Here is a 26582-nt window from a genome sequence, read left to right as displayed (position 1 = left end):
TATGAGCTACGAAAGTCATCATTTGAATGAGAGAGTCTTTCTATGAACATGGAAAAAGGGACGTTATGGCTTGATGAGCCAGCTGTCCATTCAGGGGTAATCTATAGATTTGATACAAGAATACAACATGTCGAATCTACAGGTACGCGTTGTCTGGCCTGTACACGTCGTTGCCTCCTGCATGAGCGCCAGGTTGGGTATTGTTCAGCGGTTGTAAACTGGCGGCAGCAATTATACTCGACAGGCTATGGCGTTATTGGTGAAGCTGGAGTCACCCCCATTGAACAGCGGCCTGTTTATCACTACCGACCTGGAACACGTACCCTGGCACTGGGAGGATTGGGGTGTAACCTTCGTTGTGCGTTCTGTCAAAATTGGGAGATTGCCTTTCGTGATGTGCGACATGGTGCTTCGCTGACGGCCCCTAACGTGAGCCCTGAGTATGCGATCGAACTGGCCTTAGAGCAGCGTTGCTCAGGCCTGGTCTGGACGTTTAATGAGCCATCTATTGCTCCAATGTATGTCTATAATTCGGCTCGTTTAGCTCATGAAGCAGGGCTTTACACAGTGTTTGTGACCAATGGTTTTTTAACCGAGCAAGCACTACGGCTGTTGGGCCCTTATATTGATGTATATCGAATTGATATCAAAAGTTTGGATGCGCATTTTTATCGCCAGGTTGCTGCGACCTCAGCCAATACTGAAATGCTGCCATTAGCTCGGCTAGCCCAACAGGAGTTTGGTATCCATGTGGAGACAGTAACCAATATTATGCCGACATTGAATGATCAGGACGAGCACCTGTCCCGTTTAGCTGACCAGATCGTCAGGTATCTCGGTCCTGGAACGCCCTGGCATTTGACGACCTATGTTCCTTATGCTCATATGAAACATATACCAGCAACGCCGCCAGCGACGATTTTAAGAGCACGTGATCTTGGACTAGCTCAAGGTCTACACTTTGTCTATACCGATGTGCTCGAAGCACCTGAAACGATGCATACATTTTGCCCTCAATGTCAAACGTTGATCATTGAACGGAGCTTTGATCAGGTTCTAATACATGAATTGACTTCCGATGGTCGCTGTGTCTCCTGTGGCTACGACCTGGGTATTGTAATGACTGTTGCTTAGTTAAGAATGAGGTGCATATTGAAACACAGTGTTATCCCTCGTTATATGGGTGTTGTCACGTGTCTGGCGATATGTGTTTTTTTCTCCTGCCTTTTGCCGGCGACTGCATGGGCCCGGTCCACAGGAATATACGGCCGTTCTCAAGTGGCTACTTCTAATCAACAAGACGAAGCAAAACAGCATCATGGGACTGAGAAAACATCTGTGACTATTTTGGTGCTCGATATGTCGGGGTCAATGAGTACCAATGATCCTGCGAAGTATCGTTGTTCGGCTGCGAATGCCTTTATTGATTTAAGCACTGCAGATGACTATGTTGGAGTTGTTGGTCTGGCAGGAGGGCAGGCACAGGGCTGGCATGATCCTATCCTGATGACCGTGAAGAATCATGCCATTTTGAAGTCCACGATCAAACAGCGTTCGCTGGATTGCTTGCCGAATGGTAGTACACCAACTTCTGATGCACTACAGAAGGCTTTTAATATGTTAGCGCAGGCTGCTCAGGGAACATCAATCAACGGTTCTGTCATTTTATTGACGGATGGTCAACCTGATCCAAATGGTGTGGAGCAGATTAATAGTATTCAAAATAAACTGGTGCCGCAGTTCCAATCTCAGCATTGGAAGATAGATACCATTGGTTTAGGGGCCAATAATCCAATTGCAGGCGGTCCTTTTCCCACCTTTCATGATTTCTTGTACGGGCTCTCAACTGAGACCGGAGGGGAATTCCATGATGATAGTCAGGGCATCATCCAAGGCATTAATGCCCTCAACATCACCCCTTTTTTTCTTGATATATTCGCGAGTTTACGCCATAAGAGTGTTGGTGGAGATAAAATGGCGCAGACCGTTGATGGGATTCGTGCCAAAAACTTCTCTGTTTCTACGTATACCGATGTGCTCAATGTGGTGGTGGTCAAGGAAAATGCGAATATCTCTATAATATTGAAAGATCCCGGAGCTCAGAGCATCAGTGAGCAGAATGATAACGTGTTGATCTCAAATGATGACCCCTATTATACCTATTTTTCGGTAAATGAACCTCGATCCGGTTCGTGGGAACTGGATATCAAGGGAAGCGGACGTTATGTCATCCAAACGTTGAATGATGAAAGTATGAACCTGGCGAACCTGACATTGACGCAAAATCAACAAACGATTGCTGATGGTCAACCTGTTGCGCTGAATAATCCTGTAACGATCAGCACATTTTTCACCCATAATGGAGTGCAAGCGACTCCACCGGATGGTGTTGATCTCAATGGCACGCTCATCTTTCATGGTCCTGCTGGAAACTTCTCACAAAGCTTTGTGCTGCAGAATGTGAAGGATACGAGAACCTTTTCCGCAGATGTTGAGGTGCCTGCGAGCGCTCCTTCTGGTTCATATATGCTCACCATTGACGCGACGACGGACAGCCGTGCGAATAGTATTGCGAACACAGCTCGTTCACAGGTTTTTATCAGTTTCCCTGAGCCTTATCTCCTCTCATCCCAGTCGCAAGAGTTGGTGCCTGCGAATGAACTGGTAATGTCTAAGGTTATTCATTGGGATCCTGTGCTGGTGCTGTTATATGATCATTTACCGGCATGGGCAGGTTTTCTCAGTGCGTGGCCTTTACAACAAAGCCCACCGCTATCTCATGCGGTAATCCAGGGGAAGGTGATGATCGAAAAGCCAACCCTGCAGCCATATGCACCGATCAAGCAATTGAGGGTGAGTGTACTCTCACCCAACTCTCCCTCTGCTACGACTGTTCCTGTCCAGATCAGTCACAATGGCCAGTTTCAGCTCCTTGTGCCAGTGACGGGTTCTGGCATCTATACGCTGCAGTTTCAAACGCAGGGACAGCTGAAGGACTCGTATGGTATGACTATTTCCTCGCTGCGAAAGATAGAAGTCAGCGAACGTATGGCAACGCCATTGCAGGAAGGTATTGCCTGGTTATTTACCATTGCCTATGCCTATCTCGCGTTCCTCGTGATACGTTTTGTGATCGGTGTAACGTATCCTCATCCATCTGGATCCTGGTCTTCTTCGCGGTATGGTGAGCTTGATGGCAAGAATATCAGGCAGGCTCATCGCACATTGTTTCAATGGTTCTTTCACCCCGATCAGCTCACTTCACGACAACTTGGTATGCCTGCGGGATTACGTTTTCGTTTTCTTCGTGGGGGAGTTATAAAAGCTCGCGCGGAAGGTAGAGATGCCAGTCACTGGCAATTTGGGAATGGCGATCCAGTAGCTTCACAGTATACCGATGCGTCTGATCTTCTCTATAAGGAGGATGATGATAGCAATGAAACGGTACGCTATACCGTTTCCGCGGAGACTGATGAAGGAGACTCGCTTGAAGGAAACTCTTTTAAGAAGGGAGGTCTTTTTGGAGGCAAGCGAAGAGATGATGATATGGATGATCCCTACGAATTGTAAACGCGATGATGTATAACGGATATTTGAAGAAGAATGTATTGTGCATATAGAAAAAATTTATGAGAGGACTATCGCATGAATAATGAAATGTTGGAGTCAGAGCGTCCCTCAATTCTTGCTGCACCGCGTATCGCAACTCCCTGTCTGATCGTGCTGCTTGGAAGCACCGCAGCCCTGACGGCATTAGAGACAATGCGGCATATGCTTACACTGAGGCCGCAAGATCAGCGCCGTGTCGCATTTGTGTACATTGATACGGATAGCACGCCTGCGCCACTATTAGAGTTTCGACGGCAACATATAAATACGTTTCTGGAATATTCGCTGCGTATCGCTGTTCCAGCAGGTATCTCTAATGTTACGCCGATACAACATGAGCAGCACACGTTTATTCGAGGAAAAATACCACAGTACTATGCCAATGGTGCAGGAGGCATTCGCAATAATGGTCACGTGGCTGCCTGCTTTAACTATGAGCATATTTATAATTTATTGAATAGCGCGCTGATGGATATTGTGCGTTTGAATACCGATCAGCATGGAACGCGGAAGCGTGAGATTCAGGCGAACATTGTCACCTTTATCGGCGGAGGAACGGGAAGTGGCATTTTGCCCGATATTGCCGTCATGGTACGTGACCTCTTAATCTACCACCAGTATGAACAGCGTATCAATCTGTTTTGCATGTTGCCTGAAGCCATTAATGGAGTCGATAAGGATGACCTAAGTCGGCGCAAGAGCAATGGGGTAGCTTGCTTGCTGGAGCTTATCGCGTATAGCCGTGCAGCGGCGGGGGCAAAAAGCAACGGGTACGAAAAGTATATGTGGAGAAAAATGCAATACCTTAGTAATGAATACATTGCGAATGAAGTTTATCTTATTGGCCATGCCAATATGACTGAGGTGGCGGATACCGCCCGTATTGTTGGGCTGGATATTTTTCAGCGTACTACAGACGCCTCAGGCGTTGGATTTTCAGAACACTCAAAGTGGGTTGACCGGCAAGCGCTGGGATCTCAGGATGAGCGTTATCTACCCACAATGTTTGGAACCTCCTGCCCTCTTGAGGTAAGTTTTCCGTTGCATGAGACTGTAACGGCCTTTGCTCAGTTGGCTGCCTCCTCTCTGCTTCCCTTGCTGGCGCACTACGAGGCACAGCCGTTATCTATAAGCGACACTCAAAAAAGAGAGTGGATCATGAAATGGAACAGTATCGGGCGCATTGATGCAAGTAATGATCCTTATGCAGTGAAATACGAGCAGGTAAGCAGCAAGAGACTTGAACGAGCTTCACGGTCGACTATCAATCGAGTATGGGTGAGCGTTGATCGACAAAAGCAGAGTATTGAGCAGCGTATCGAGGCCATCTTTGAACTGGTTGAACAGCAGGAATGCGCTCGTATTGAGCAGAATCCAGTTCAAAATGCTCAGAGAGAGACGAAAAGCATTTTGACCAATCGCATCTCCTATCTACAGACATTAGAGGCCGAGTATTCCTATATATTGCAAAATCGACGGCAGGAGAAAGAGATACCTGTTCCCCTGCGCCCGACCGGATTGGAGGATAAGCTGGATCGCCTGGCGCTCTTACCCGAGATTGTTTATCGCGCCGCACCAGATTATGCCAGTAAGCTCTCAGCTGCCTATAATACGTTTCTTAAACAAACGGTGATGTCTGCTCAGTATAAGCGGTGTATTGAATTGTTGGAAGATCTGTTGCGGCGTGTGCGTCAGGCGAAGCGCCAGGCGGAGGATTGGTATGAGCAAACAGGTTTAGAGCGCCGTGCGCGCGATCTCCGCTCTACGGCCCTGAGCAGTATGGCCTGGCGCGGATATCTTGAGTATCCGCATCCACACCAGCGTCATATCTTTGATCTGGAAACATTGCGCCGCGTCCCAAGCGGACAGAATATTGCCGTTGAACGCTTATACCGCTGGGTAGCCTCGCAGGGGGGAAGCAACTTAGATACTGATGAAGAGCTCTCTTTCACGCGGTATGTCCAGCCCTGTATCGATTATCTCAATCGGGGCATGAAGAAGCAGAATGATACGATCGTCTCCATCGAACGCCAATCAGCATCAAGGTTGGCTGAACGTGTCGTTGCGTTTTTCTTTCAGCATTTTTCAGACGTGTTCAAGACGCTCAATCTGTTTGATCTCTTATTCTATGCCACCCCTGTTTCTGAGAATGGAGAAGAGCGTGCGGTGCAGATTGGTGGTTATCTGCGAGAACATCTTGCACACATGCGTGGACTAATGTCTAGCCTGGTGACATTTGAGGCCGCGCTTCAGCAAGGCAGTCATTCTACCCTTAATACCTCACTCTACCTGGGTATGAATCAGCGAGATGGTGTTCAGGCAGCCATTTTACAGCAAGTGCTGCAGACCCTTGGCTCATTGAGCAATGAAGGCCACACACCAGATGTGAAGGATTCGCTGGATCCTCATCGTCTACAGGTTTCGTACGGCTTGCATGCCATCAGTATTACGACCATACGTGATTTTTACCTGGAACATAATAGTGCGACTGAAGCATATCTCACCTATCAACGGGCCTGGGACAAAGGAAATGGTGCTGGCTCAATGCCTGTACATAGCTCTGGTGATGCTGAGCGCCTGGTAACCGATCCTCAAGCACTTGGTTATCATCAACCGCTGATCGAGCTGATTATTCGCCGCTATACTGCTGGTTCTCGAACAGGTCATGGATCTTCCCATGGAGGAGCACCAGCGGGTGACAGTTTCAATCCTCAGCCAGCGCTGAACGGACAAAATGGAAGAGGAGCCAGTGCTACCTTCCCAAAGACGCAGATCAATCCAGATGATGAGGATAGCTATGATATTCAGTCTTTGGATTATTAGGAGGTAGTAGATGAAAGAGCCCCTCACCCTTGGTTTTCGCCCGGGCCTGGTCATCCTCGTTGATGAGGTAGGACAAAACATTGGGAAGTATCTGCAAACAGTGATGCATCTTGTTGATCTGGATGATGTACTCAGTCAGTGTATTGGATGCATTTATACATCGGAAGCATCGCCGACGGGGCGGTATTACGAGATGAGCGCGACAATGCTTGAGGATAGCCCGGTGCGTGAAGATGCTCTAGAGTCATTGATCGAGTGGAGTCTGCGTACTATCCAGACAGGTCGACGTCTGAATGCGATACGTGATGCTGGTTATATACTTTCCGATACGCGAGCTCAAATCTATATTGTTGGGGGAGCCGATGTACCATATCTGGCGAGTGTCTTGCAGATGGTTCATCGGCGTTTGTCGAAGGTGCATCTGGCGACGAATGTCTGCTATATGCTGAGCTCATTTCAACTACGTCAGCAAACCGGCCCGCTGGTGACGCCAACTGCGTATGCGTCGGTTCCCAATCCTTCGCTCACAAACAGCGATTGCGAGGTACCGTATTGGGCAGAACGAGAAATCCCCAACTTTTGCTTTATCTATGAGGATCAAGTTTTTTATCCGCAGCAACAATTTGTGAGTGAAGATGAGTCGTATTATGCTCTCGCCGAGGCACTGTTCGGTTTGCTGGTCACTGGATTATTGAATACTCCACAGTTGCAGGCTGCATTGCATATAAATCCTGCCACCCCTAACTATGGGAATGTGGGAAGCATAAGTAGCAGTTTTATTGTCTTCCCTAAGACCTCTGTGTTGTCCTATTGTAGTGCTCGTTTGAGTATTGCATTGCTGGTTCAGTGGCTGCAAGACTTGCGTTCGCAACTGGTTCCTGATGGGAGGCGGGTAGAGGCCCAGCGGTGCGCGAGAGAGCAAGTCGACCATATTCAGTCCTGGCTTGATGATACACAACCACGTTTACGTGAAAGGACCGATGCGAATATAAAGAGTACGAAAACCTTGCAGTTTAAGAAGAGCCTGGGACCCAATTTGCGTATGCTCGAACTGCCACCGGAGCGTGCGGCAAAGAATACCTTTAGTTCCGTGGCACACCATTATCAGAATGAGCAACAGCGATTGCTGAGTCAGCTACGTGATGCCTCGCAAAAGCTTTTTACGGTTTTCACCCATCAACAGGTCTATCATTTAGCTAAAAGAGATGTGAGCCTGCGTAATCCCTGGGAGGAAGTGGTGGAAAATCAGGCCAACAGCGCGCTTGATCTCTATGATAGTTGGAATCAGGTGGTGACACAGGCCTGCAGCGAGGCCGGGCAGCGTGTTGAGGCGGACCTTAAATTGCAGGTTGAGAGATTCTGGTCTCATGAAGAATATGGTACTGAACTGGCCGGGATATTCATTGATGAATTCCTCCATCGAATGTCGATGTTAGAACATAGGTATGCTCTTTTGCGGCAGGAACATACGACCACTTACCAGCATCTCCTTGCCCGTTGCAAGGACGTGGCGGTAGACAACCGCTGGTTCGTTTCTGAGAAAGCAAGCACTATCATCAATGCGATGCACGGTGATGAGGGGGCAAGTGCGATGCCAACGATGGATCATCGCCTGGTTACCGCTGATATGGTGCAGAGCGGTGCCTCTTTACGCTATATGCCTGAGGAAGAACAAACTGTCGTCAAACATCTCATGCAACGCATGCACTGGTGTGAGTTGCAGGTACCATCGTTGTTGAATCATCTGGTGATTGCAGTCCCCTGCATGCTTGCTTTTTTTCTTGCGTCCCTGGCCTTGTTTCCGCTGACCAGTCTCATGATTGCGTCGCCCCTTGTTGTTATGAGCTTGACAATTGTGATGCTCCACTGCTTTTATCACTGGCGGTTGCAACGCAACGTTGAGGTAGCAAAGGGCGATATTCTGCTCTTTTACCAGCACCACTATGCTCATCGTTGCGAGATGCGAGAAGATATTTTGCGTCGCCTGGTACTTGGCCCGGTCATACGCCGTGCTCAATCTATAAAGGAGCGGCTGGATACCTTCGATGATTTTCTGGAGCACATGCATGATACACTGGATACCCATGCCCATTCTCTCCAATCCGAGCTCTTTCATGGTCCCTCTCATACACGCGATATTTTTGTCGCCAATGGCGTGCGTCTCCAAGAGAAGCAGAAGAATCACCTGGATGATCTGTTCGTCCAGATCCAGCAGCAAAGAAGGCATGCACCGGTCAAGAAATGGCATCAGGAATTATATGACATCCGCAGAGAACTGATTGCTCTTTTTCACACCGAGCAACAGAGCTTGCTGGAATTAGATGAGCAGGAGGCACAACAGCGTATCCTGTCATTTATCAATGATATTATTGTGTACTATCTTAGCGGTGAGATTACAGATCTTAAGATGATGCTTGAAAGCCAGGATACCTGGCGCGAAACATTTGATCGTGCCGCCAGCCCCTTGTATCGTGTTGAGGAAGGAGCTCATAACGCCCAATATGTTTTTGTTTGCGCGAATCAAGAGCATATGCAGGCTGCAGCACACCATCTCCCCGACTATGTGTATCCAATATACCTCCCTCTAAAAAATGAATGGGTGTTAACCATGGCTTTTTTCCATGGCGGTTCTCCTACAAGCCTTGATGCCACAGTGCTCTTTCCTTACAAACCATAGTTGTATTGCATGCTCATGTGTGCTTTTAGAAATATTTATTTATATCTATTTATGTTTGATACGGGATGAAAGGAACATAAAAATGCAAGATATGCACCCTGGGTCTCCCTCCGGGCCAGGAAGTACCCCCGGCTCGGGAGCCCCTCCGATGCCAGCAGCAGCGAACAGTCATAATGGTCCGCGCCAGCCCCTTGCGGGTGGTCGACAACAACCTTCTACCTTACCTGATTTAGGACGTATCTACCGTGGATGGTACCCACGCTGGTGGTTGCTTTCAGCGTACCTGTGTAGTATTTTTATCTCCATCCTGAATTTTACCTGGGGGTATGTCTGCGGTGGCGGCTCCTCTGCTGCTCTCTGCCAGCTCTCTGCTTCAAGTGGGTTCGGACCAGTCATTGTGGTTGCCTCTGGTTGGCTTTTCTTTCTTTTCATCTGGTTTCTGCTGGTCATCTTCGCTTCGCCATTGATCGTGTTCCCTCGACGGAATCCAGGGTGGTTGGGTCCTATGATCAGCAGTAGCTCTAACTATGGACCGCTGTCGCTACTCATTGCTATCCAGGGGATCGTCGCTTTCCTGACCTTGCTTGTACTGTGGTGGGTGGATCGAATATCATCGCCAGCAATGCTGCTCTTAAGCCTGGTTGCCTTTGTGTCTCTTTGCCTTCATATGCACACGCTGAGAGACGAGTATCGTCAACAGTGGTATCTCTATTATAGCCTGCTCGCTTTTATTTTGCTTGGTGTTGAATTGTTGGGGAAGCCGGGCCTCTGGACGCACTTTCCTTTGCTGCCTGCTCATGTGTGGCCGCTATTCCTGCTAGAACTGCTTGCCGTTCTGGCCTTTTTGATCGCCTATCTATTGTGCCGAGCTGTACCAGACAATTTATCCCCTCAGCAACGGCAGCAGCGTCAGATTCGTGTCATAGCCTCCCCGGCAGGCTTCGCGCTGCATGTATTGCGCCTTCCTGCTTTCTTACGTGGTGGCAATCGTGCTCGGGAAACGTGAAGCGCGGCCAGGTAGCCTGGCTGGCCACCTCCAGCACCCTTACAGGAGTACGCAATTGGATAAGGATAGTACGATTGGAGAACATCAGTGCAGTAATCAACACATGAAGAGCAATCTGATCGAGATGTCATTCTCGCTAGCAACATGAAGGGGACAATGCCATGACTCAGTCAAATTCGAAGACAACTGCGGATACCTATGCTGATGTGGATACAACTGTTACCGCCAAAACAAAGGTGTTTACACAATCACAATTGATTGCTTGCTACTTTATTGATGATTTAAAACAATTTGTGAAGAATACACATATCGATTTGTTGAAAGAACTGGCCATACCATCCGGACTGGTTAGCAGTAATAATGAAGTATGTGAGTTGTTATCTGAGGATCTGTCCCGGCTTTTGCAAAATAATTTGATCACGCGTATTCATTTACTGCTCAGTGAGCCAGAAGAGGATAAAAACACGCATCGTTTCCCGCTGCGCTATCATGCAAGCTATAGTGTCAATTCAGCTGGTGCAGATGAAGGGCAGCAACGAACGTTGAAATCGACTCAACCAAATGCCCAGCGTTTGAACGCCTTGTTAGATCCACCAGAGCAGGTTGGCAAAAGAGCTCGCTTTATCTTATTGGTCGATTGGAATCGTGAGAAGTCGGAAGAACGCCATAGTGTGCATCGTCCCCTTTATCATTTTGACTGGATACAACCGCAATCCCAGTTTGATGCGACAACGCTTGTGAGCTATAACAAGGGTGCTATGACATACAACGGTGTCCAGGTTGTAGATCGCGATGAGTCGGCTTCACCCGGCTATCACTGATAATGCTTGCGATGATGATACAAGACAGGATACGAATGATGAATCGTGAGATTATTGCCGTATATATCCATCCGGACAATGGGCCAATCAAGCCGATGTCACTTGATATTGATCGTGTGCGTGATGCTGCGTATCGTCAAACTATGCCTGCTTTAGAGGAACAAGCGAGGCTTGAAGAGATTGTAGGACAGATACGCTATCACTTTCCAAAGATTGATATAACCATTCATACTCCACATATACGCTCCGTTATGGCTCGCCTGTATGATGCGAAAAATTTTAGCGGAATCGTGCTGCGCCTCCCCGGTCGTATTGATGAGGATGCACAGACTATTTCCCGGAATGTTGAACGTGAAGTAGAACATATCCGCGCTGAATTTGCTCGCATCAGCAGCCAACAACAGGAGCGCGAGAATGAATATCAGCACATGGCCGCTCAGCATAAGCGCCTACAAGCGGAAAGAGATCGTTTCCGTGACCAATGTATCGCACAGGAGCGCAGAATAGCTCATGCCACGCAGAAAGAGCAGCATATGGCCGAGCAACTACGAGGGTCGCAGGAGAGAAATGAGCATTGGCAACAAAAACTTGCACATCAAAAGAAACTGTATGAGCAGTCGATGCAAGAGGTGAGTTGTAAGAACGTCTCACTGGAACAAAAATATCGGGATGTGCGAGATCAATTAGGAGATATACGCAAACTGGCTTCTCAGTCACAGCGCGATGCAGAACAGTTGCAGATACAGAATCGGGAACTGGAACAAGAAATTGAACGGTTGAAAGCTATGCTCTATGAGAGCAATAGTGACCCATTTAAGCAAGACATACTGATAGATGAATATGACTACGATCATATTGATATGCAATAAGTTGTAGCTGTTTTGCACCAAAGATTGTGCGCCATATCTGGTACCAACGAAGGAGTAATAGATATATGACTCATAGCGAACAGCCAATACGCCTTATCCCTCCTTTGCCCCAGGGGCCCTTTATTAATGAGCCTGAAAAAATTGAGCGTTTTATGGTACGGATTGCGCCTGATGGAAAAATCATGTTTAAAGGGACACGCGAGAGTATTGAAGAGTTCCTCCGCTTTTGCCATGAGCAAGGATTACTGGTCCATGTAGATCATATTTCGTTGTGTGGTTGAAGGAGTGAAGCTACCATGATCAGTGAATCGTCTCCGCAAACCGCCCCTATGCAATCGGGTCGTTTTCGACCTGATTGGGCGAATGATTTGAGGACCTTTTATGATGGGCGTATTGCAAGGCAATTTGTGCTGCATTTTAATATTACCGATTTCGCCTTCGATATGAGCCAACGGAGAGAGCGAGAGGGGAGTAAACGGGAGGCTGGTAAATATGAACGCCGTGGAGAGGTTGTGGGTATCGGGATGCAGCCGCAGACCTTCCGCGAATACTTACATAGCTTCCTGTTTACGGCGTTACGCTGCCGTGCTATCTATACCTATTCGCTCGCCCGAGGCATTGATGCGTATGATTGTCCTCCTGATCTTCTCTCTCCTTCTTCTGCCCACCATAACAATGCCACGAGTACGGCCCTGAAGATATTGAAGGATGCTGCCGAACAATTGCACATCGAAATTAAAGAGAACAATCGCCACCTTTCTGCCCAGCAAGGACAACTCCTCATGGGGCAGGATATTGATTTGAAGATTGATAATGACCAGGAAGAAACGGTAGAAGCCTTTAAGTTGTTTGAGTATGTTTTGCGTACACAGCATCCGGTATCGCCTGATACTGCACAGCCACCAGAGACGCGTCGAGAGATGCCTGTTGCGCTCATCCTGGACTATGCCGAAAAGCTGCTTCCCTATCAACTTGGTGAAGGACAGGGAGATCGGCAACAACTGCAAACACTGGAGGCTGTACAGCGGTGGGCTCTTGATCCATGGATCCGCAAAACGCGTAATCTGATCATTTTATTGACAACCAATATTGGTCAGATCCCCTCTTTAGTCTATAACGAAGGGAGTGGTTGCCCTGCGATCCGAGTACCACTCCCCGAAACAAAAGAGCGAGAAGCTTATATCTATTACCTGCTTACTCAGCATCGTTACGATGGACATCACCGACCAACCTTCATACTTGATGAATCATTTGGAAAAGATGAGCATCAGCAGGCGAGCAAGCTCGCTACTGAGACGCAGGGCATGCGGCTTACCGATATCGATAATTTACGTCGTCAGATTACGGTGGAACATCGGCGTATGCAGGGAGCGTCATCAGCAGATCAACCGGCTGTGCTTCACTCATCAGATGTCCAGAGTATGAAGGCAAAGGTCATTCAAGCACAGAGCGGTCAGTTACTGGATATTGTTCCGCCGGTACGAGGTTTTAATGAGATTGGTGGCCTGGAAAAGTTGAAGAAGTATCTGCGAAAGCGCACCGACTTGATGAAGAATCAACAAGATTCTCCTATTGTTCCCAGTGGACTGCTGCTGGCTGGCCCTCCTGGAACAGGAAAGACCATTATTGCCGAAGCCCTGGCAAAGGAGGGCCATTTTAATCTGGTAAAGATGCGCAATATTCAGGATCGCTGGGTGGGAAGTTCTGAACGTAATTTGGATATGGTGTTGAGTCTGCTGAAGGATCTGTTTCCAGTTGTTGTCTTTATTGATGAGATTGACCAGGCGATGGGCCGGCGTGATACAGGTCAGAGTGGTGATAGCGGGGTTGGTGGACGTATGTTTGCACGCATCCTGGAGGAGATGAGCAATGCGAGCAATCGTGGCAAAATTCTCTGGGTCGCTGCCACAAACCGCACCGACATTCTGGACTCTGCCTTATTGCGCCGTTTTGATCGCGTCGTGCCGTTGCTCGTGCCTGATATCAAGGAGTCATGTCGTATTTTCGCGGCGATGCCAGCGGCCATTTCTCATCAGAGTGGCAGTTCCATGATCGTGAAGTACAGCGGTGATCTAGAACAGCATCCAGTAAAAGATCAAACTGGCGATCTACATTTCCGCGCTGAAGATCTAGAAAAATTTTATAGCGCTGCCGTTGCAACGACCACTATGGGATTAACAGGATCGGGCATTGAAATTGTTGTTCGTCGTGCGGTAGAGATAGCTTATGAAGAAAAGATTGATCAAAACGATTTCTCTGACGAGATTCCTTCTGTTGAAGCTCGACATCTCGATCAGGCTATCCAGGATGTCAAGCCGAACCATGATCGTCGGACGTATGAGCATCAAAGTTTACTGGCATTAAAGGCGTGTAACTTTTATTCCATTATTCCAGATCTGCCAGAAGAAGAGATCTATAGTGCCTTGCAAGATGAACAGGGAAGGATAGACGCGCGGAGGCTTGATGAGGCTATCCAGCGTCTAGAGAACGATCTGCATAAGCTGTAAGGTAGGGTGATTGCCAAAGAGAAGGAGTTCAGATTGTATGAGTTCGACTGGAACTGCGACCGTTGTACTAGCCCCTATGGCCCTTGTGGGCGCCACAGTAGCAATGGCGGGTTTGGCTGTTGTGGGTGCTGGCGTATTGTGTGCTCGTGGTGTGATGTGGTGTGGAAGAAAACTGGATGAGAATTATCAGCACAACTGCCATGAATGGTCAACACTGGTTGCCAGGGCACAGGCTGAGAATCTTTCGCGAGCGACGACAATGGCGACAGCATATCGCGTATCCACCAATGACTCTTTAGCAGCAATGGCATTTTTATCGCCGGCTAAAGATGTTCAGACTCGTCGTGTACAGAGTTTATCCACACAATCGTTTCTGCAAGAACTAGCTCAAATGCAGACGGTGCTTGAACTGGAAAAGCAGGCTCATGCGCAGAAAAAGCATCATGATGACAGCGATGACCAGCGTTTTCTGCTGGCAGGGCGTTTGCAAATCGAGTTAGATGCTGGGAAAGACATTCTAGATTCCGCTCTCCTGAACGATGCCGAGCAAGCACTGCATGGATCTTCCGACACAATGCAACAGGTTCTAGAGCGTATGCTTGAAGCGTGGGAAACTCTATCTGCCCAGCAAGCCGTAGAACTTTCTCAGTCTCGGCAAGTTCGCTATGTGATAGATGTAGCGTATAAGCAATTACAACTCGTCGAGCTCCAATTGAAACAGTTGGGGAAACGCAAATATCAGAAGCAAGATCAGCAAATGCATCTTCTTCGGGATGAACTGCTGAGGGTGGAGGATGAGGTGAAAGCGTATCCACAAAAGGCACTCAATCGGGTCGAACATGTGCAAGACAAAATATTCAATTTGAAAGAGGATGTCAATCAACTTGCGTTCCAATCATGGGCGCAATCGCTCACGCACCTTCATCAGGCAATGGGTCATCTGAATGCATTAGAGATTATGGTACAGGAAGCTGCAACAACAAGTATTGTTCCAACCTCTACTATTGTTCATCTGGCTGATGAGATTCAGAAGGAATACCGGCTTGCCAGGCAATTGCTGGAAGGTGGTGATACACCCGAGATTTCATCACGCGCTCATAAGCTGCAAAATCGGGTTCAGCAACTGAAAGAGAAGGTATTTACAGCTGTAAAAGAGAGTCAGCAGCGGGCAATTGCCTATGCCGTGCAGCAAACATTAACCGAACAAGGATTTGTATCGGTTCAAGGCGATCCAGCTATGATAAAGAATGTCGGCAGGAGCATTACCGTCTCAATCGACGTGGATAAAAGTCCAGATGGACAGGAAAAAGATGAAAGACTGATCGAATTTGAGGTTTCTAGAGAAGGTGAGGTCACGTATACATTTCGGGGTTATGCAGACGCTGAATGTTTGAAAGATGCGCAGCGTATACTGGCAGCTCTACGCGAGAAAGGCATCTATTTGTTGAACGGACAGGGGGAGTCGCTCGTAGAACATAGCGAGCATGTGAGCCTGGTCACGTTGCGGCAAGAACAGTATCAGGAAGAACCAGTCCAGAATCTTGTGCAGGTAGAGATTGCGCAGCGTGTAAAACAGGTTCTGGTTCGTATGGGCTTCGAACATATCCACGTGTGCTCGAATGGTGGGGTTCTGGAAGTGGAAGCTTTCAACGGCCAGATTGGATATCGTGTTTCACTTGGGTTGGATGGCGAGGTCGAGGTACATACAGATTCCAGTGCCCCTGTTTCTGATAGGGCATCCCAGGATGAGGTGGTGCAGCAGATATACCAGGCACAGTTAGAAGCCACGAAAAAAGCGGCGCACGAGAAAAGCAGTCAGCAGAAGCGCCGTTCCGGGGAGCGTCAGCGCAAAAGTAGATCTTCGTCCAAGGCTTCATCTGCAATAAATCAATAAATGACGCTGCGGCTCATACATTTGCCTTATACCTGTGTGGCACTACATGATTGCGTGACCACCTATAAGATGTTTCTTGTATTGAGAAGCAGGCAAGGAAGAGATTATGATGCGACAGGAGATAGCCCCTCTGGTAAATGCGCGTGAAGTGCTCTGGATCTACTCTGGTTTGACGGAAGAGCCAGATGAAAGTGCTTTTTATCAATCGTTACGGGATCAGGTTGCTGCACAGATTGCCCGGCAGGTGGGTAAGCAGCGTGTCCGGGTGGGACGTGAAGTTCATATTCAGCTTGGTGAGTACCAACTGCGTGCACACCTGACCAATATTGAGCCCGTGCTGGCGAATTATATCGATACCGATACGGAAGTCATTATACAATATCGACATAGCATGAAGAGCGAGGGCCAGGATATCTCAACATTTATAGCTGAGGTGATACGGCATCCCGATCAGCAACTGCTGGCTCAATATGATATGCTCGTAGGTATTGATGATATTAAGCATTCCACCGTCCGCAAATTACAATTGTTGTTGGAACCTGATCGCTTTATGCTCTGGCAGCAGGAACAGTATGGGGCTGAGCGCTTTTCCGATACGATAGGGAAAACGTTGATGATGCGCTATCCTCTCCTTATATTTGCGGGTGAGGTAGGTTCAGGGAAAACGATGCTAGCACGCTCTGTTGGGAGTGTGCTGGCTCAATTGTTACAGGTCAAGCTCGTCTCTTTTCTGCTTAATACGCAGGTTCGTGGTGATGGACATGTTGGTGAAATAACGAGGAATATCGCGCGTGCGTTTGATGAGATAGAACGGTGCCAGGAGCGAGAGCAGGTGCCAGTGATATTGTTTATCGACGAGGCCGATTCACTGGCGCAGGCTCGTGGTAAAAAACAGACTCACCATGAGGATGATGCAGGAGTGAATACACTTATTCAACGTATTGACCGTTTGCGCGGAAAGCCAATCGCTGTATTGATGGCAACAAATTTTTCTCATGGCTTGGATCCAGCAATTCTGCGGCGCGCGCTGGTAGTTCATCAATTTATGCGTCCATCGGCAGTACAACGAGGAATGCTTTTTCGCCGTATTCTCGGACCATTAGGGAGTATAAAACAGGCCTGGATGGAGGAACTCATTGTCCTGACGGAACCCAGGAGCTTGCCCGATTATGGTGAGGAGAAACATCGTTATACCTATTCGGATCTTGCACAGCGCATCATTCCCCAAGCGTTAGAAACAGCAGTACTTGAACAGACACGATTGAAGTTTATGCATTTTCGGCGTGCTTGCGAGGAAACATTTCCTACACCTGAGAGCCGAAAGATGGAGTTGAGTAGTACGGAAGGTTAATCTTCATCATCAGTATAGGCGCCTAAGGCGTACAGCGTTGTTTTCTGTGCGTCTGTCAGTCCTTGAACGCCCGTGATGTTCATATGTTCATATGGGCGTTCGACCAGTAAGCTTGTCAAATGAGCTCCCGAATGGGGATCCCATAATTTGATTGATCCATCGTCACTGCTACTGGCAAGGGTGTGTCCATCTGGGCTGAAGTGTACCCACCGTATACGTTTGGTATGAGCCTGGATAGTTCTCAGGACTTCGCGATTATGCATGTTCCATAGCATAATAATACGGTCATCACCACCACTGGCAAGCATTGTGCCATCGGCATTGAAATGGAGTGATCGAACCCTACCTTTATGCCCATGTAAGCGCGTTACATGCTGATGAATATGTTCAGTATTTTCAATGGACCATAGATAGATCATATGATCTTCGCCACCGCTCGCAAGCAAGCAGGAGTCCGGGCTGAAGGCGAGTGTTCTGATCTGTGTATGATGCCCCTGCATCTTTGCTTGCAGGATGCCAGTTGCTCGTTCCCAGAGATATATCGTACTATCGTCGCCTGCACTGGCGAGATATCTCCCATCGGGGCTGAAGGTGAGTGCTCGTATCCAGCCGGTATGATCTTTCAATACGCTCACACATTGTTCTGTCTCGATATCCCAGAGCCGAATCGTCAGGTCTTCTCCTCCACTGGCCAGTATTGTACCATCGGGGCTGAATGCGATGGCCCGAATCCAGTTGCTATGTCCGCGCAACGTTTTAACGCAGATGCCTGTATGAATGTCCCAGAGACGTACTGTACGATCTTCACCCCCGCTCGCAAGCAAATCTTTCTGGGGCGCAAATGACATACAGAGCGGAGCATGTGCGTCATTGTTTCGAGGGAAGAACTTGCTACACATGGCGTTCTGGACATCCCAGAGACGGAATGTATGATCTTCACTGCAGCTTATCAGCCATTGATCGGAGCGAAAGAGTGCCGCAAACACGCGGTTTGTATGCCCCTGGAGTGTTTTAATGCTGTGACCACTGTGAGTGGCCCAGAGAATAAGTGTTTGATCATCACCGCCACTGGCAAGAATATCTCCGCGTCGGTTAAAGGCTACCGAACGCACGCCGTGCGTATGGCCTGTTAATATTCTGTAAGGTTGGCCAGTCGCGACATTCCAGAGACGAACATGGCAGTCTTCACTACCGCTGGCGAGAAGTGTATTATCTGGACTGAAAGATAGGCATCGTATACGATTGTTATGGCCCTTTAAGCTTTGAATAATCTCTCCAGTCTCAATATTCCAGAGCCGAACAACTTGATTGTCGCCGCCGCTGGCAAGGATTTCGCCATTCGGACTAAACGCAACAGCCAGAATCCAGCCGGTAGAGTCTGGGAGGCTTCTGATGCATTGTCCAGTCTCAATATTCCAGATCCGTATTGTCTCATCTGCGCTCCCACTGGCCAGCAGTGTGCCAGATGGGTGGAATGTAATGGACCAGATACGATCAGTATGGCCCCTCAAGATGTTGCGGCATTGCCCGGTCTTACTATCCCATATCCGTATCGTTTGGTCCTCGCTCCCACTGGCGAGCAAATTGCCATCAGGACTAAACGCAACTGATTTTACACGATTCGTATGTTCGTTAAAGGTCCGTAGACACTGCCCTGTAGTTATGTCCCACAAACGTACGGCCCAGTCGTCGCTGCTGCTTGCAAATGTTTGACCATCAGGATTCGTGGCAATGGACCAGACTCCATCATGATGGCCTTTGCAGGTAAGCAGGTGTTTGCCACTTTTCGCCTCATAGATCCATATATCGCCAGGAGCTGTTCCCGTGATGAGACGCTCCCCGTGGGGACTAAATGCGACCGAGAGCACATTGCCAGAGGTGCTGGCAAATGTTGAGTCGATAAAATGTGCATGTTTAAATTGTATATCTGGTAGTCTGACGTTGTGTAAGCATGCCTGTCGAATAACCAACCTCGAAAAGTCAAACCCGCGTAAGTCGCAGCGTAAATAGAGCAAGAGATTCAATATATTGCCTGCAAGGTAGTTGTTGTGATGAGGAGCCACTTCTTGTTGGCGGGCAAGCACATTCTTCAAACGTTGCTCGATACCTTCTTTAGAGGTGATATGTAGCAACTGCTGGGCGACGGATTCAAGAACAATACGTACCTGGTGTCCTGTAGTGTAGTCTCTGGCCTGCATTTTCACCAGGGCATAGTTGGCCCAGGCTCTGAAATGCTCAGTCCTAAATGACGTGACAAACAGCTCAATGAGACTTGTTGTTACATACTCCATAATGACAGATTGGAGTGTAAATGAAGCAGGGCCAACGACATCGATCATTGAGCGTCGACGAAGCGTATTCAACGTCTCCAATATAGAACTATGCGGTTGCGTTGATAGAAGGTTATTACGTAAGTGGTCCAGGGGAACCGCTTCGCGTTCAATTGCTAACCAATAGAGAATTTCCTGCTCTTGTGGTGAGAGACGTTGGAATTGCTGGTGAAGGAGATCATGGATGTTGCCAAAGATGGTGTCACCTTCTGCTAAAAATCGAGCGATACGGCCACCAAATAGCTCCTGAATTGGTTCTGTGACCAGCCTCAATGCCAGCGGATTACCTGAATAGTGCGTAATCAGTGATAACCATTCTTCATCAGTTCCTATGAGTTGCTGATCCTTGAGGAACTCTCTTCCTGCTTGATAAGATAGTCCTTGGATATGCATACTACGTACTAAAGAACTGGAGATTTCCAGATGTGCAACTTCTTCTGGTTTTTCCCTTCCTGTAATCAATATGGTGCTTTGATGAGCTTCTTCTCCTAGCTGTTCAATCAATGTGCCGTAGTCCTCATAGCCCGTCAGATATTGTTCTGAACGTTGACCAGGCTGGAGAATTGATTCAAAATTGTCAAGAATGAGCAGGCAATGATGCTCATTTAAGAGGTGCATCAGGCTCTCGATTTGCGTATGAATATCTGATGGCGGAACGTCTTGATCGTCATTCTCCTGGTGCAGACAATAAGAGAGAAATTGTTGCAGTGGAGGCGCGCTTTGCAGCGAATACCAGAGCACGTGATCATAGGTATGTTTCAATTGCAGCGCAATCGTCAATGCCAGGGCTGTCTTCCCCGTTCCGCCAATGCCTACCAGCATGATGATGTTGATGTTTTCTTCGAGCCATTGCCGTAGTCTGGTAAGTTCGTCGCTGCGTCCATACAATCTGGTTACATGGGGTGCCTCGACCCATTTTCTGTGGATATAAGGTGAATTTTCGAATGTATCTTGTGCTTGTGGAGAAGCTTCATGCAGTGGAATCGACGCCTGGTGTTGTTCCTCCAGTGTTTTACTTGTAGCAAGATGAAGCTTCCCCGATGTTTTTGTTTTGTGGAGCGGTGAAATGTTCTTTTTGACAGCGGTTTCTTCAACGACACCCATGTGTTCCGCGTCAGTATTGAAGAGTTGATAAAGAGCTTTAAGGTGGCGATTGCGTGGGAAACTTATTCCTTGCTCCCAGCGGCTAACAGTTTTAGCATCAACTTCAATCTCAGATGCCAGGTCTTCCTGTGTCAGGCTACGCTTCACACGTTCGCGACGCAATTGTACATGAAATGGCAAGCTCTTTTGCACAGTATCCTCTTTACCTTTCATTTAATATAAATATTTTTTTGCGCTACCGTTCAGCCGGTCTTCTCCTATGTAGTGCCGCTACTGTAGATCTTTGATCCATTAGGTATTGTGTAATTCATAAGATGTATGTATAGAATAAAAAACTTCTCCCTGGTTTCAAATTGCATAGCATAACGACATGCATATTATAAAATAAGTTCTTGAAGCGCTGATATCTCTTTGCCGCCAGTTATCAACTGCTATTCTTATATACTACCAGATATGCTGTCATAAATCATCATTATACAAAAGAATGCGATCAATGTCTGTTGTATATATCGTTTTGCTAGCAAAATAACATATAAACTACAGGGGTTCTTCTCAATTGAATGCCAGAATAACAAAACCGATGGCAACGAGAAAGTAGCTTCCTATGAGGCTTGCGCTGTGGTTGTTCGAGTTCCGCGTTCCTTTTGATCTCATCGCGAAGGGAAGCAGCCGCGGCCTTAGTCTTCTATGGGTGTGTCTTCTCTTTATGCCGTGCTCTCCATGCATTCCAGGATTGCATTCCTTTTTTCAACTGCTGCATATGTTCTTGGGCTGTGGGAGATGACACGCGACGACAGGATTGAGGCAGTGCTGGCGACACCCTGGTCTCATGCTTCGTGTATGAGGCGCCAGCTGGTGCAGATGGCCAACGAGGGAGGTGGAACGGATAATATCGCCTGTATCGTCGTGCAACTACGCCCACACGCCGATATCAGTTCGATGGAGACGATACCGCTGGAGCCGGTAACAGGACGCAGTCAGTTGGGGCATGAGTCCTGATGGTCACAGCATCACCTCTTGAAGCTTTCGTGGTTCGCCGCGTATAATGTACAAGAATGATTGGAACGAGTGTTCTTCCCGCGCCTGTCTTCGAACAGTTCACGAGAGGTGGAAATCATATAGGCATGCATTCATGGATGGATGTTCTTGGTTCAGCGCACATCGCGGTGCCTGAATGCACGGTGCAGAGAGAGGAGTGGCGACGATGACGCGTGCATCATCTGAACTCCTTTCATCTCTGAGCGTGTACCAGACGGCGTTAGTTGCGCTGCGTGCGGGTATCAGCTGTATCCCTATCATGACCGATGGAACCAAGAGTCCGGCGGTTAGATGGAAAGCCTTTCAACACAGGCTCCCCACTCCTGGCCAGGCACGGCACTGGTTTTATGACCACCAGTATGGCATTGCGTTTATCACTGGAGAGGTGAGCGGCGGCCTGGAGATGCTGGATTTTGATGATGTTCTCATTTATCAGCAGTTTGTTGAGCGGATGCGGGAAGAGGGATTGCACCCGCTCTTGGAGAGGATCGAACGAGGATATACAGAACGGTCCCCAAAGGGTATTCATCTCTACTATCGCACTCCACTCCTCTCTGGGGGCAGTATCAAGGTGGCTCAGCGCCCAATGAGTGAGCCTCCCTATGTTGTCAGTTTGATTGAAACGAGGGGGGAAGGTGGCTATAGTATTGGTGCCCCCTCTCATGGCATGGTGCATCCTAGCGGTCTGCCGTATGTTGTCCAGCGTGGACATCTCACGACAATTCAAATGATTGATCCCCAGGATCGTACACTGTTGCTCGCTGTTGCTCGCACCCTGGATGAGATGCCGCCTGCTGAGCAAAAAACCGCAGGCAAGGGACGCCGATCACAGAAGCCATTCCGACCGCGCCTTGAGGAGATACGTCAGCCTGGCACCATCTTCAATGAGCGGGCGACATGGTCTGACATTCTGGTTCCGCATGAGTGGACATGGGTGCGCAGGATTGGCAAAGAGGATTTCTGGCGCCGGCCCGGGAAAACGAGTGGAATCAGCGCCACCACCAACTACCAGGGCAGTGGGTACCTCTATGTCTTCTCCACTTCAACGCTCTTTGAACCACGCGTCGGGATCAGTAAATTCGCCGCCTATACCTTTCTGGAATATGGTGGGAACTTTTCCCTGGCCACCAAAGCCCTTGTGGAACAAGGGTATGTCGACGAAGATTTTCACCCCACCCTTCCTGACGCTCCATTTTTCTAGCAGTCGTATGCGCTCTCCACGAACGTATCGCGCGTAAATCATGTTTACCTCTCGACCTTCTTGTTGGAACGCTTCTTTGTATTGTTTTTCTCTACCATATCAGATGTCGATGCATGTTGTAGACTGAGGTTGTTGTGAGCATAGTCATTCTTACTCAAAGTCAGAAAGATTGCGCACTTCGGTCATCGAACGAGATGTTCTGGGAGTTCAGGATGGCATGAGCTCTCGTAGTGAGAACTACCTTGGCTTTCCGATTGGCCTGCCGGAGGCAGAGTTTGCCATTCGTGGAAGTGTCCAGGCGGTGCGTCTGGGAGCGCATATCCTTTCTCCGCAAGAGGTTGTTGGAATTCGAGTGGCTGATTCCTATCGCTATGTCACCCTTGCTGACGGTAGTGAGCTTGGATGCTATGCGCTCGTCCTGGCAACCGGTGTGTCTTATCGCACGCTTGCCGTGTCTGATCTAGATCGACTGACTGGCGGTGGCGTGTATTATGGCGCCGCGATGACCGAGGCTGCAGCCTGCCAGGGGAAACAGGTCTTCGTGGTTGGTGGGACCAATTCAGCGGGACAGGCGGCACTCTACTTTGCCGAAAGGCTGCTCTAGAAGCACCCCACTCCTTTTTTGTGGTCTATTTGTAAAACCGCTATTGTCTAGCCCCAGGGATGAAGGCCTCTCTGCCAACTGGAACGAATCCCAGGAACCCACGTTTTTCACTATTGGGTATGAAGGCCTCTCTATCGACGCATATCTCGACTTGCTGATTTTCAACAACGTCTCCGTCCTGATTGATGTACGGAAAAACCCCCTCTCGATGAAGTATGGTTTCTCGAAAATACGATAGTTTTTTCTGAGCGAGGCAGGTATCACCTATATGCATGTGCCAGAGCTCGATATTCCTTCCAATCTTCGGCATGAATTACAGAATGCATCTGATTATCGCTAACTCTTTGATTTCTACTCTGAGCATATTTTGCCGGAACAATCGGAACATCTTACCAAGCTTAAACAGGCCGTTAAGGATGATAAGCGCGTTGCGATTACCTATTTTGAAGCCGATCATAGGTATTGCCATCGCCATAGAATCGCAGCCTATCTAGCGAATGAACCTGATTTTCACGTACCAATTATTCATCTGCGCAGCGAAGAATTGGGGATTGGTACACATTTCTGGTGCTACTCCACTGTTGCGGAAGAGCGAAAATTTTTGACGGTAGAAAAGTGACATGATCTGTCTGAGATAATTTTTTTCTGCATAAACCTATGAACATGATCTATCACTCAAGAACCTCGTATTTGACCTTCTGTTGGCATGACCTGTCTGGTTTGCCAATCTGCTTATCGTGTATGCATTGTCATGATCTATCTCAGCAAATTTGAATGATTATCCTCCCGTGTTCATGACTTATCTGGAAGCGCATTAAATGATAGTTGGGAAGAGTCATGATTTGTCCGTATAAAATAGGCGAATTGTCCCCCAATCGCCTTCTCAAGCGCGTTCTGTTGGTCATGATTTGTCTATAGCCTCCTCTCTTATGTTGTCATGATATGCCTGGCCATATCACCCTCTCTGGCTCCTGTTGGCATGATTTGTCTTTTTAAGCGGGAATCGCAGTAATTGAGGATGGTCATGATCTGTTCTGTGAAATGTTTCCGTTGTTTCGCCCTCAGTCATGACGTGTTCTCTGGCTGTCTCCTTGTGTGGGTGATTCTCTGTCATGATCTGTCTACGAATGGTAAGCATATAACGGGAATACGTTTTTGATCCATTGACATGCAACATAACGGTCATATATAGTGTTCTTGTTACCTTACGAGCGCCCTATAATGCCCCTCATCAGAGGGCGGGCAAACAGCTGGCATCTCTGTTTAGATGCTCGAGTGGTCGCCGTAAGCGATGAGGCAACGGTCTCCTGGGTTGATATGTGTCAATCCAAACGACGGGGAATAACAGTCCCTGCTGGCATGCTGTCGAGGAACGCGTATGCGTCACTCCACTGATCAGCAAAATCTGAGGGGATAAGTTCTCAGCCCTGTACGCCTGATCGACGCTCCAATTTGCTCTCAGCGGCAAAAGTGAGAAAAAGTACCTATTCTCTCTAGTAGCGTGGAAATTTTGATAGTGCGTCCCCTGCTGGCGGTGAGAGTCCGGCTGGCAGGAACAGGAACGTTTTTTCGTAGCGTGATCTCGATAGGGCATGTAAACCCGGAGTGTGTGTCGCCTGATCCTTTTATCGTTGAGAGGAGATAGTTTACTGATAGTGCGTTCAAAAGACCGACGCATAAACAGTAAACACAGTGAATTCAGAGGTCTCGGAGTGCACTGAGACACTGTGGCGCAAGTTCAAGCTTCGTACAAGATTTACCATTCCTATTGTCTTTCTCATATTAGAAAGCACTCAGCGCTATGGGTAACCGCAAGGGGATTATCTACGAAGCGAACGAACGTCTGGATGCACTTATGCACGAGGGACTCAACACGAGCCGTTATGCCGCAAAGAAAGCACGCCGAGAGGCGGGAGAGTCCCTCTGGGCCTTTTCGGATGGCGTTATTCGTTCTCATGGGACGCGCAATACCTATCAGCAACATGTTATGGCCTTTATCCAGTGGGCCAGGTCCAACTATGAGGTGCGCCGCCTGGAGGTCCTGGATCGACGTGCCGATGAATTGGCGACAGAGTACCTCAATGAGCATCTTGATGCAGGTAAAAGCCCGGATACTCTTCAGACTGAGCGTTCGGCCCTTCGCTTGTTCTTTCGCATTCGGCTGTTGGCCGAATGCGTGTGTATTCCCGAACGAAAACGAGAAAATATTACACGGTCACGTAAGACGACGATACGCGAACAGCAATTTCAGCCCGCCAACTGGGCGCCCCTCATTGCCTTTATACAGGCCACTGGTTTACGTGCTAACGAACTTAGACAGCTCCAGGTCGAAGATATTCTTGTATACGGACCTACTACGGGAGGCCCAGAGATTACCATTAAAAAAGGTCATGCCAAGGGAGGGCGTCCACGTCAGGTACCAGTGCTGCCGGGGCATGAAACGGATGTGTTGCCCTTGCTCGATGGGCGTAACCCACAAGATCTCGTATTTCCTCGTATCCCCAGTCGCTTGCATCCCCAAAAATACCGGCGGGCCTATGCGCAGGCCTACTATCGACATCTTTCAGGCCGAGAACTGCCTCCTACCCATCGGCGTCTCCGGCGTTCAGATTATGATGAAGAGGCTGTACTTCGAGTGAGCCGGGCATTAGGCCATAACCGAAAGGATGTTGTGTTGCGCAATTATCTTCGATAACCTGTTGACACTCCACCGCGTTTTTTTTCCTATCCAGAGATGAGGATACCCCT

16 protein-coding genes and 1 pseudogene are annotated in these 26582 nt (G+C 48.3%); 16 read left to right on the top strand and 1 reads right to left on the bottom strand.

Translation table 11 applies throughout. The features are described 5' to 3' along the window. Positions 1 to 42: 42 nt before the first annotated feature. The 11 genes from amrS to AABA21_RS06020 all read left to right on the top strand — a co-directional run bounded on the left by amrS (position 43) and on the right by AABA21_RS06020 (position 17557). Positions 43 to 1134, top strand: a complete 1092-nt coding sequence (amrS, locus tag AABA21_RS06070) for an AmmeMemoRadiSam system radical SAM enzyme (RefSeq protein ID WP_338248091.1) — start codon at positions 43 to 45, stop codon at positions 1132 to 1134. An 18-nt stretch (positions 1135 to 1152) separates the two neighbouring features. After that, positions 1153 to 3570 carry a vWA domain-containing protein gene (locus AABA21_RS06065; protein ID WP_338248090.1) on the top strand — a complete coding sequence of 806 codons (2418 nt, stop codon included), beginning with the start codon at positions 1153 to 1155 and terminating at the stop codon, positions 3568 to 3570. A gap of 75 nt (positions 3571 to 3645) precedes the next feature. Then, on the top strand, positions 3646 to 6432 hold the full coding sequence (locus AABA21_RS06060; protein ID WP_338248089.1) for a tubulin-like doman-containing protein: 2787 nt from the start codon (positions 3646 to 3648) through the stop codon (positions 6430 to 6432). 10 nt (positions 6433 to 6442) lie between these two features. Next, positions 6443 to 9109, top strand: coding sequence for a hypothetical protein (locus AABA21_RS06055; RefSeq protein WP_338248088.1), 2667 nt, complete (start codon positions 6443 to 6445; stop codon positions 9107 to 9109). 82 nt (positions 9110 to 9191) lie between these two features. Beyond that, positions 9192 to 10115 carry a hypothetical protein gene (locus AABA21_RS06050; RefSeq protein WP_338248087.1) on the top strand — a complete coding sequence of 308 codons (924 nt, stop codon included), beginning with the start codon at positions 9192 to 9194 and terminating at the stop codon, positions 10113 to 10115. A 161-nt stretch (positions 10116 to 10276) separates the two neighbouring features. After that, positions 10277 to 10936: a hypothetical protein gene (locus AABA21_RS06045; RefSeq protein WP_338248086.1), complete on the top strand. Its 660-nt coding sequence runs from the start codon at positions 10277 to 10279 to the stop codon at positions 10934 to 10936. Positions 10937 to 10971: 35 nt separating this feature from the next. Continuing rightward, positions 10972 to 11805: a hypothetical protein gene (locus AABA21_RS06040; protein ID WP_338248085.1), complete on the top strand. Its 834-nt coding sequence runs from the start codon at positions 10972 to 10974 to the stop codon at positions 11803 to 11805. Positions 11806 to 11870: 65 nt separating this feature from the next. Continuing rightward, complete coding sequence (locus tag AABA21_RS06035; protein WP_338248084.1) at positions 11871 to 12086, top strand: hypothetical protein; 216 nt, start codon at positions 11871 to 11873, stop codon at positions 12084 to 12086. Between the two features lie 15 nt (positions 12087 to 12101). Next, the gene (locus AABA21_RS06030; RefSeq protein ID WP_338248083.1) at positions 12102 to 14312 is read left to right on the top strand and encodes an ATP-binding protein; all 2211 of its coding nucleotides are present in this window, start codon (positions 12102 to 12104) and stop codon (positions 14310 to 14312) included. A gap of 37 nt (positions 14313 to 14349) precedes the next feature. Next, on the top strand, positions 14350 to 16206 hold the full coding sequence (locus tag AABA21_RS06025; protein WP_338248082.1) for a hypothetical protein: 1857 nt from the start codon (positions 14350 to 14352) through the stop codon (positions 16204 to 16206). Between the two features lie 106 nt (positions 16207 to 16312). Beyond that, the gene (locus tag AABA21_RS06020; protein ID WP_338248081.1) at positions 16313 to 17557 is read left to right on the top strand and encodes an ATP-binding protein; all 1245 of its coding nucleotides are present in this window, start codon (positions 16313 to 16315) and stop codon (positions 17555 to 17557) included. Here AABA21_RS06020 and AABA21_RS06015 read toward each other — a convergent pair. Next, positions 17554 to 21183 (bottom strand): WD40 domain-containing protein, encoded by a 3630-nt coding sequence (locus tag AABA21_RS06015; RefSeq protein ID WP_338248080.1) that lies wholly within the window; start codon positions 21181 to 21183, stop codon positions 17554 to 17556. The genes AABA21_RS06020 and AABA21_RS06015 overlap by 4 nt on opposite strands. A gap of 588 nt (positions 21184 to 21771) precedes the next feature. Between AABA21_RS06015 and AABA21_RS06010 the strand changes: the two genes are divergently transcribed. The 5 genes and pseudogenes from AABA21_RS06010 (at position 21772) to AABA21_RS05990 (ending at position 26529) form a co-directional block, all read left to right on the top strand. Beyond that, positions 21772 to 21990 carry a hypothetical protein gene (locus AABA21_RS06010; protein ID WP_338248079.1) on the top strand — a complete coding sequence of 73 codons (219 nt, stop codon included), beginning with the start codon at positions 21772 to 21774 and terminating at the stop codon, positions 21988 to 21990. Between the two features lie 205 nt (positions 21991 to 22195). Continuing rightward, on the top strand, positions 22196 to 23230 hold the full coding sequence (locus tag AABA21_RS06005; RefSeq protein ID WP_338248078.1) for a bifunctional DNA primase/polymerase: 1035 nt from the start codon (positions 22196 to 22198) through the stop codon (positions 23228 to 23230). A gap of 217 nt (positions 23231 to 23447) precedes the next feature. Continuing rightward, positions 23448 to 23834 carry an NAD(P)/FAD-dependent oxidoreductase gene (locus tag AABA21_RS06000; RefSeq protein WP_338248077.1) on the top strand — a complete coding sequence of 129 codons (387 nt, stop codon included), beginning with the start codon at positions 23448 to 23450 and terminating at the stop codon, positions 23832 to 23834. A 358-nt stretch (positions 23835 to 24192) separates the two neighbouring features. Then, positions 24193 to 24453, top strand: a pseudogene (locus tag AABA21_RS05995) (DUF488 family protein); the annotation flags it as partial. A gap of 1182 nt (positions 24454 to 25635) precedes the next feature. Continuing rightward, complete coding sequence (locus tag AABA21_RS05990) at positions 25636 to 26529, top strand: site-specific integrase (RefSeq protein ID WP_338248076.1); 894 nt, start codon at positions 25636 to 25638, stop codon at positions 26527 to 26529. Positions 26530 to 26582 lie beyond the last annotated feature (53 nt).

It is taken from the genome of Dictyobacter halimunensis (assembly GCF_036245075.1).
Note: the sequence above shows the minus strand (reverse complement) of the source record. Positions and strands in the feature narration are given on the sequence as shown.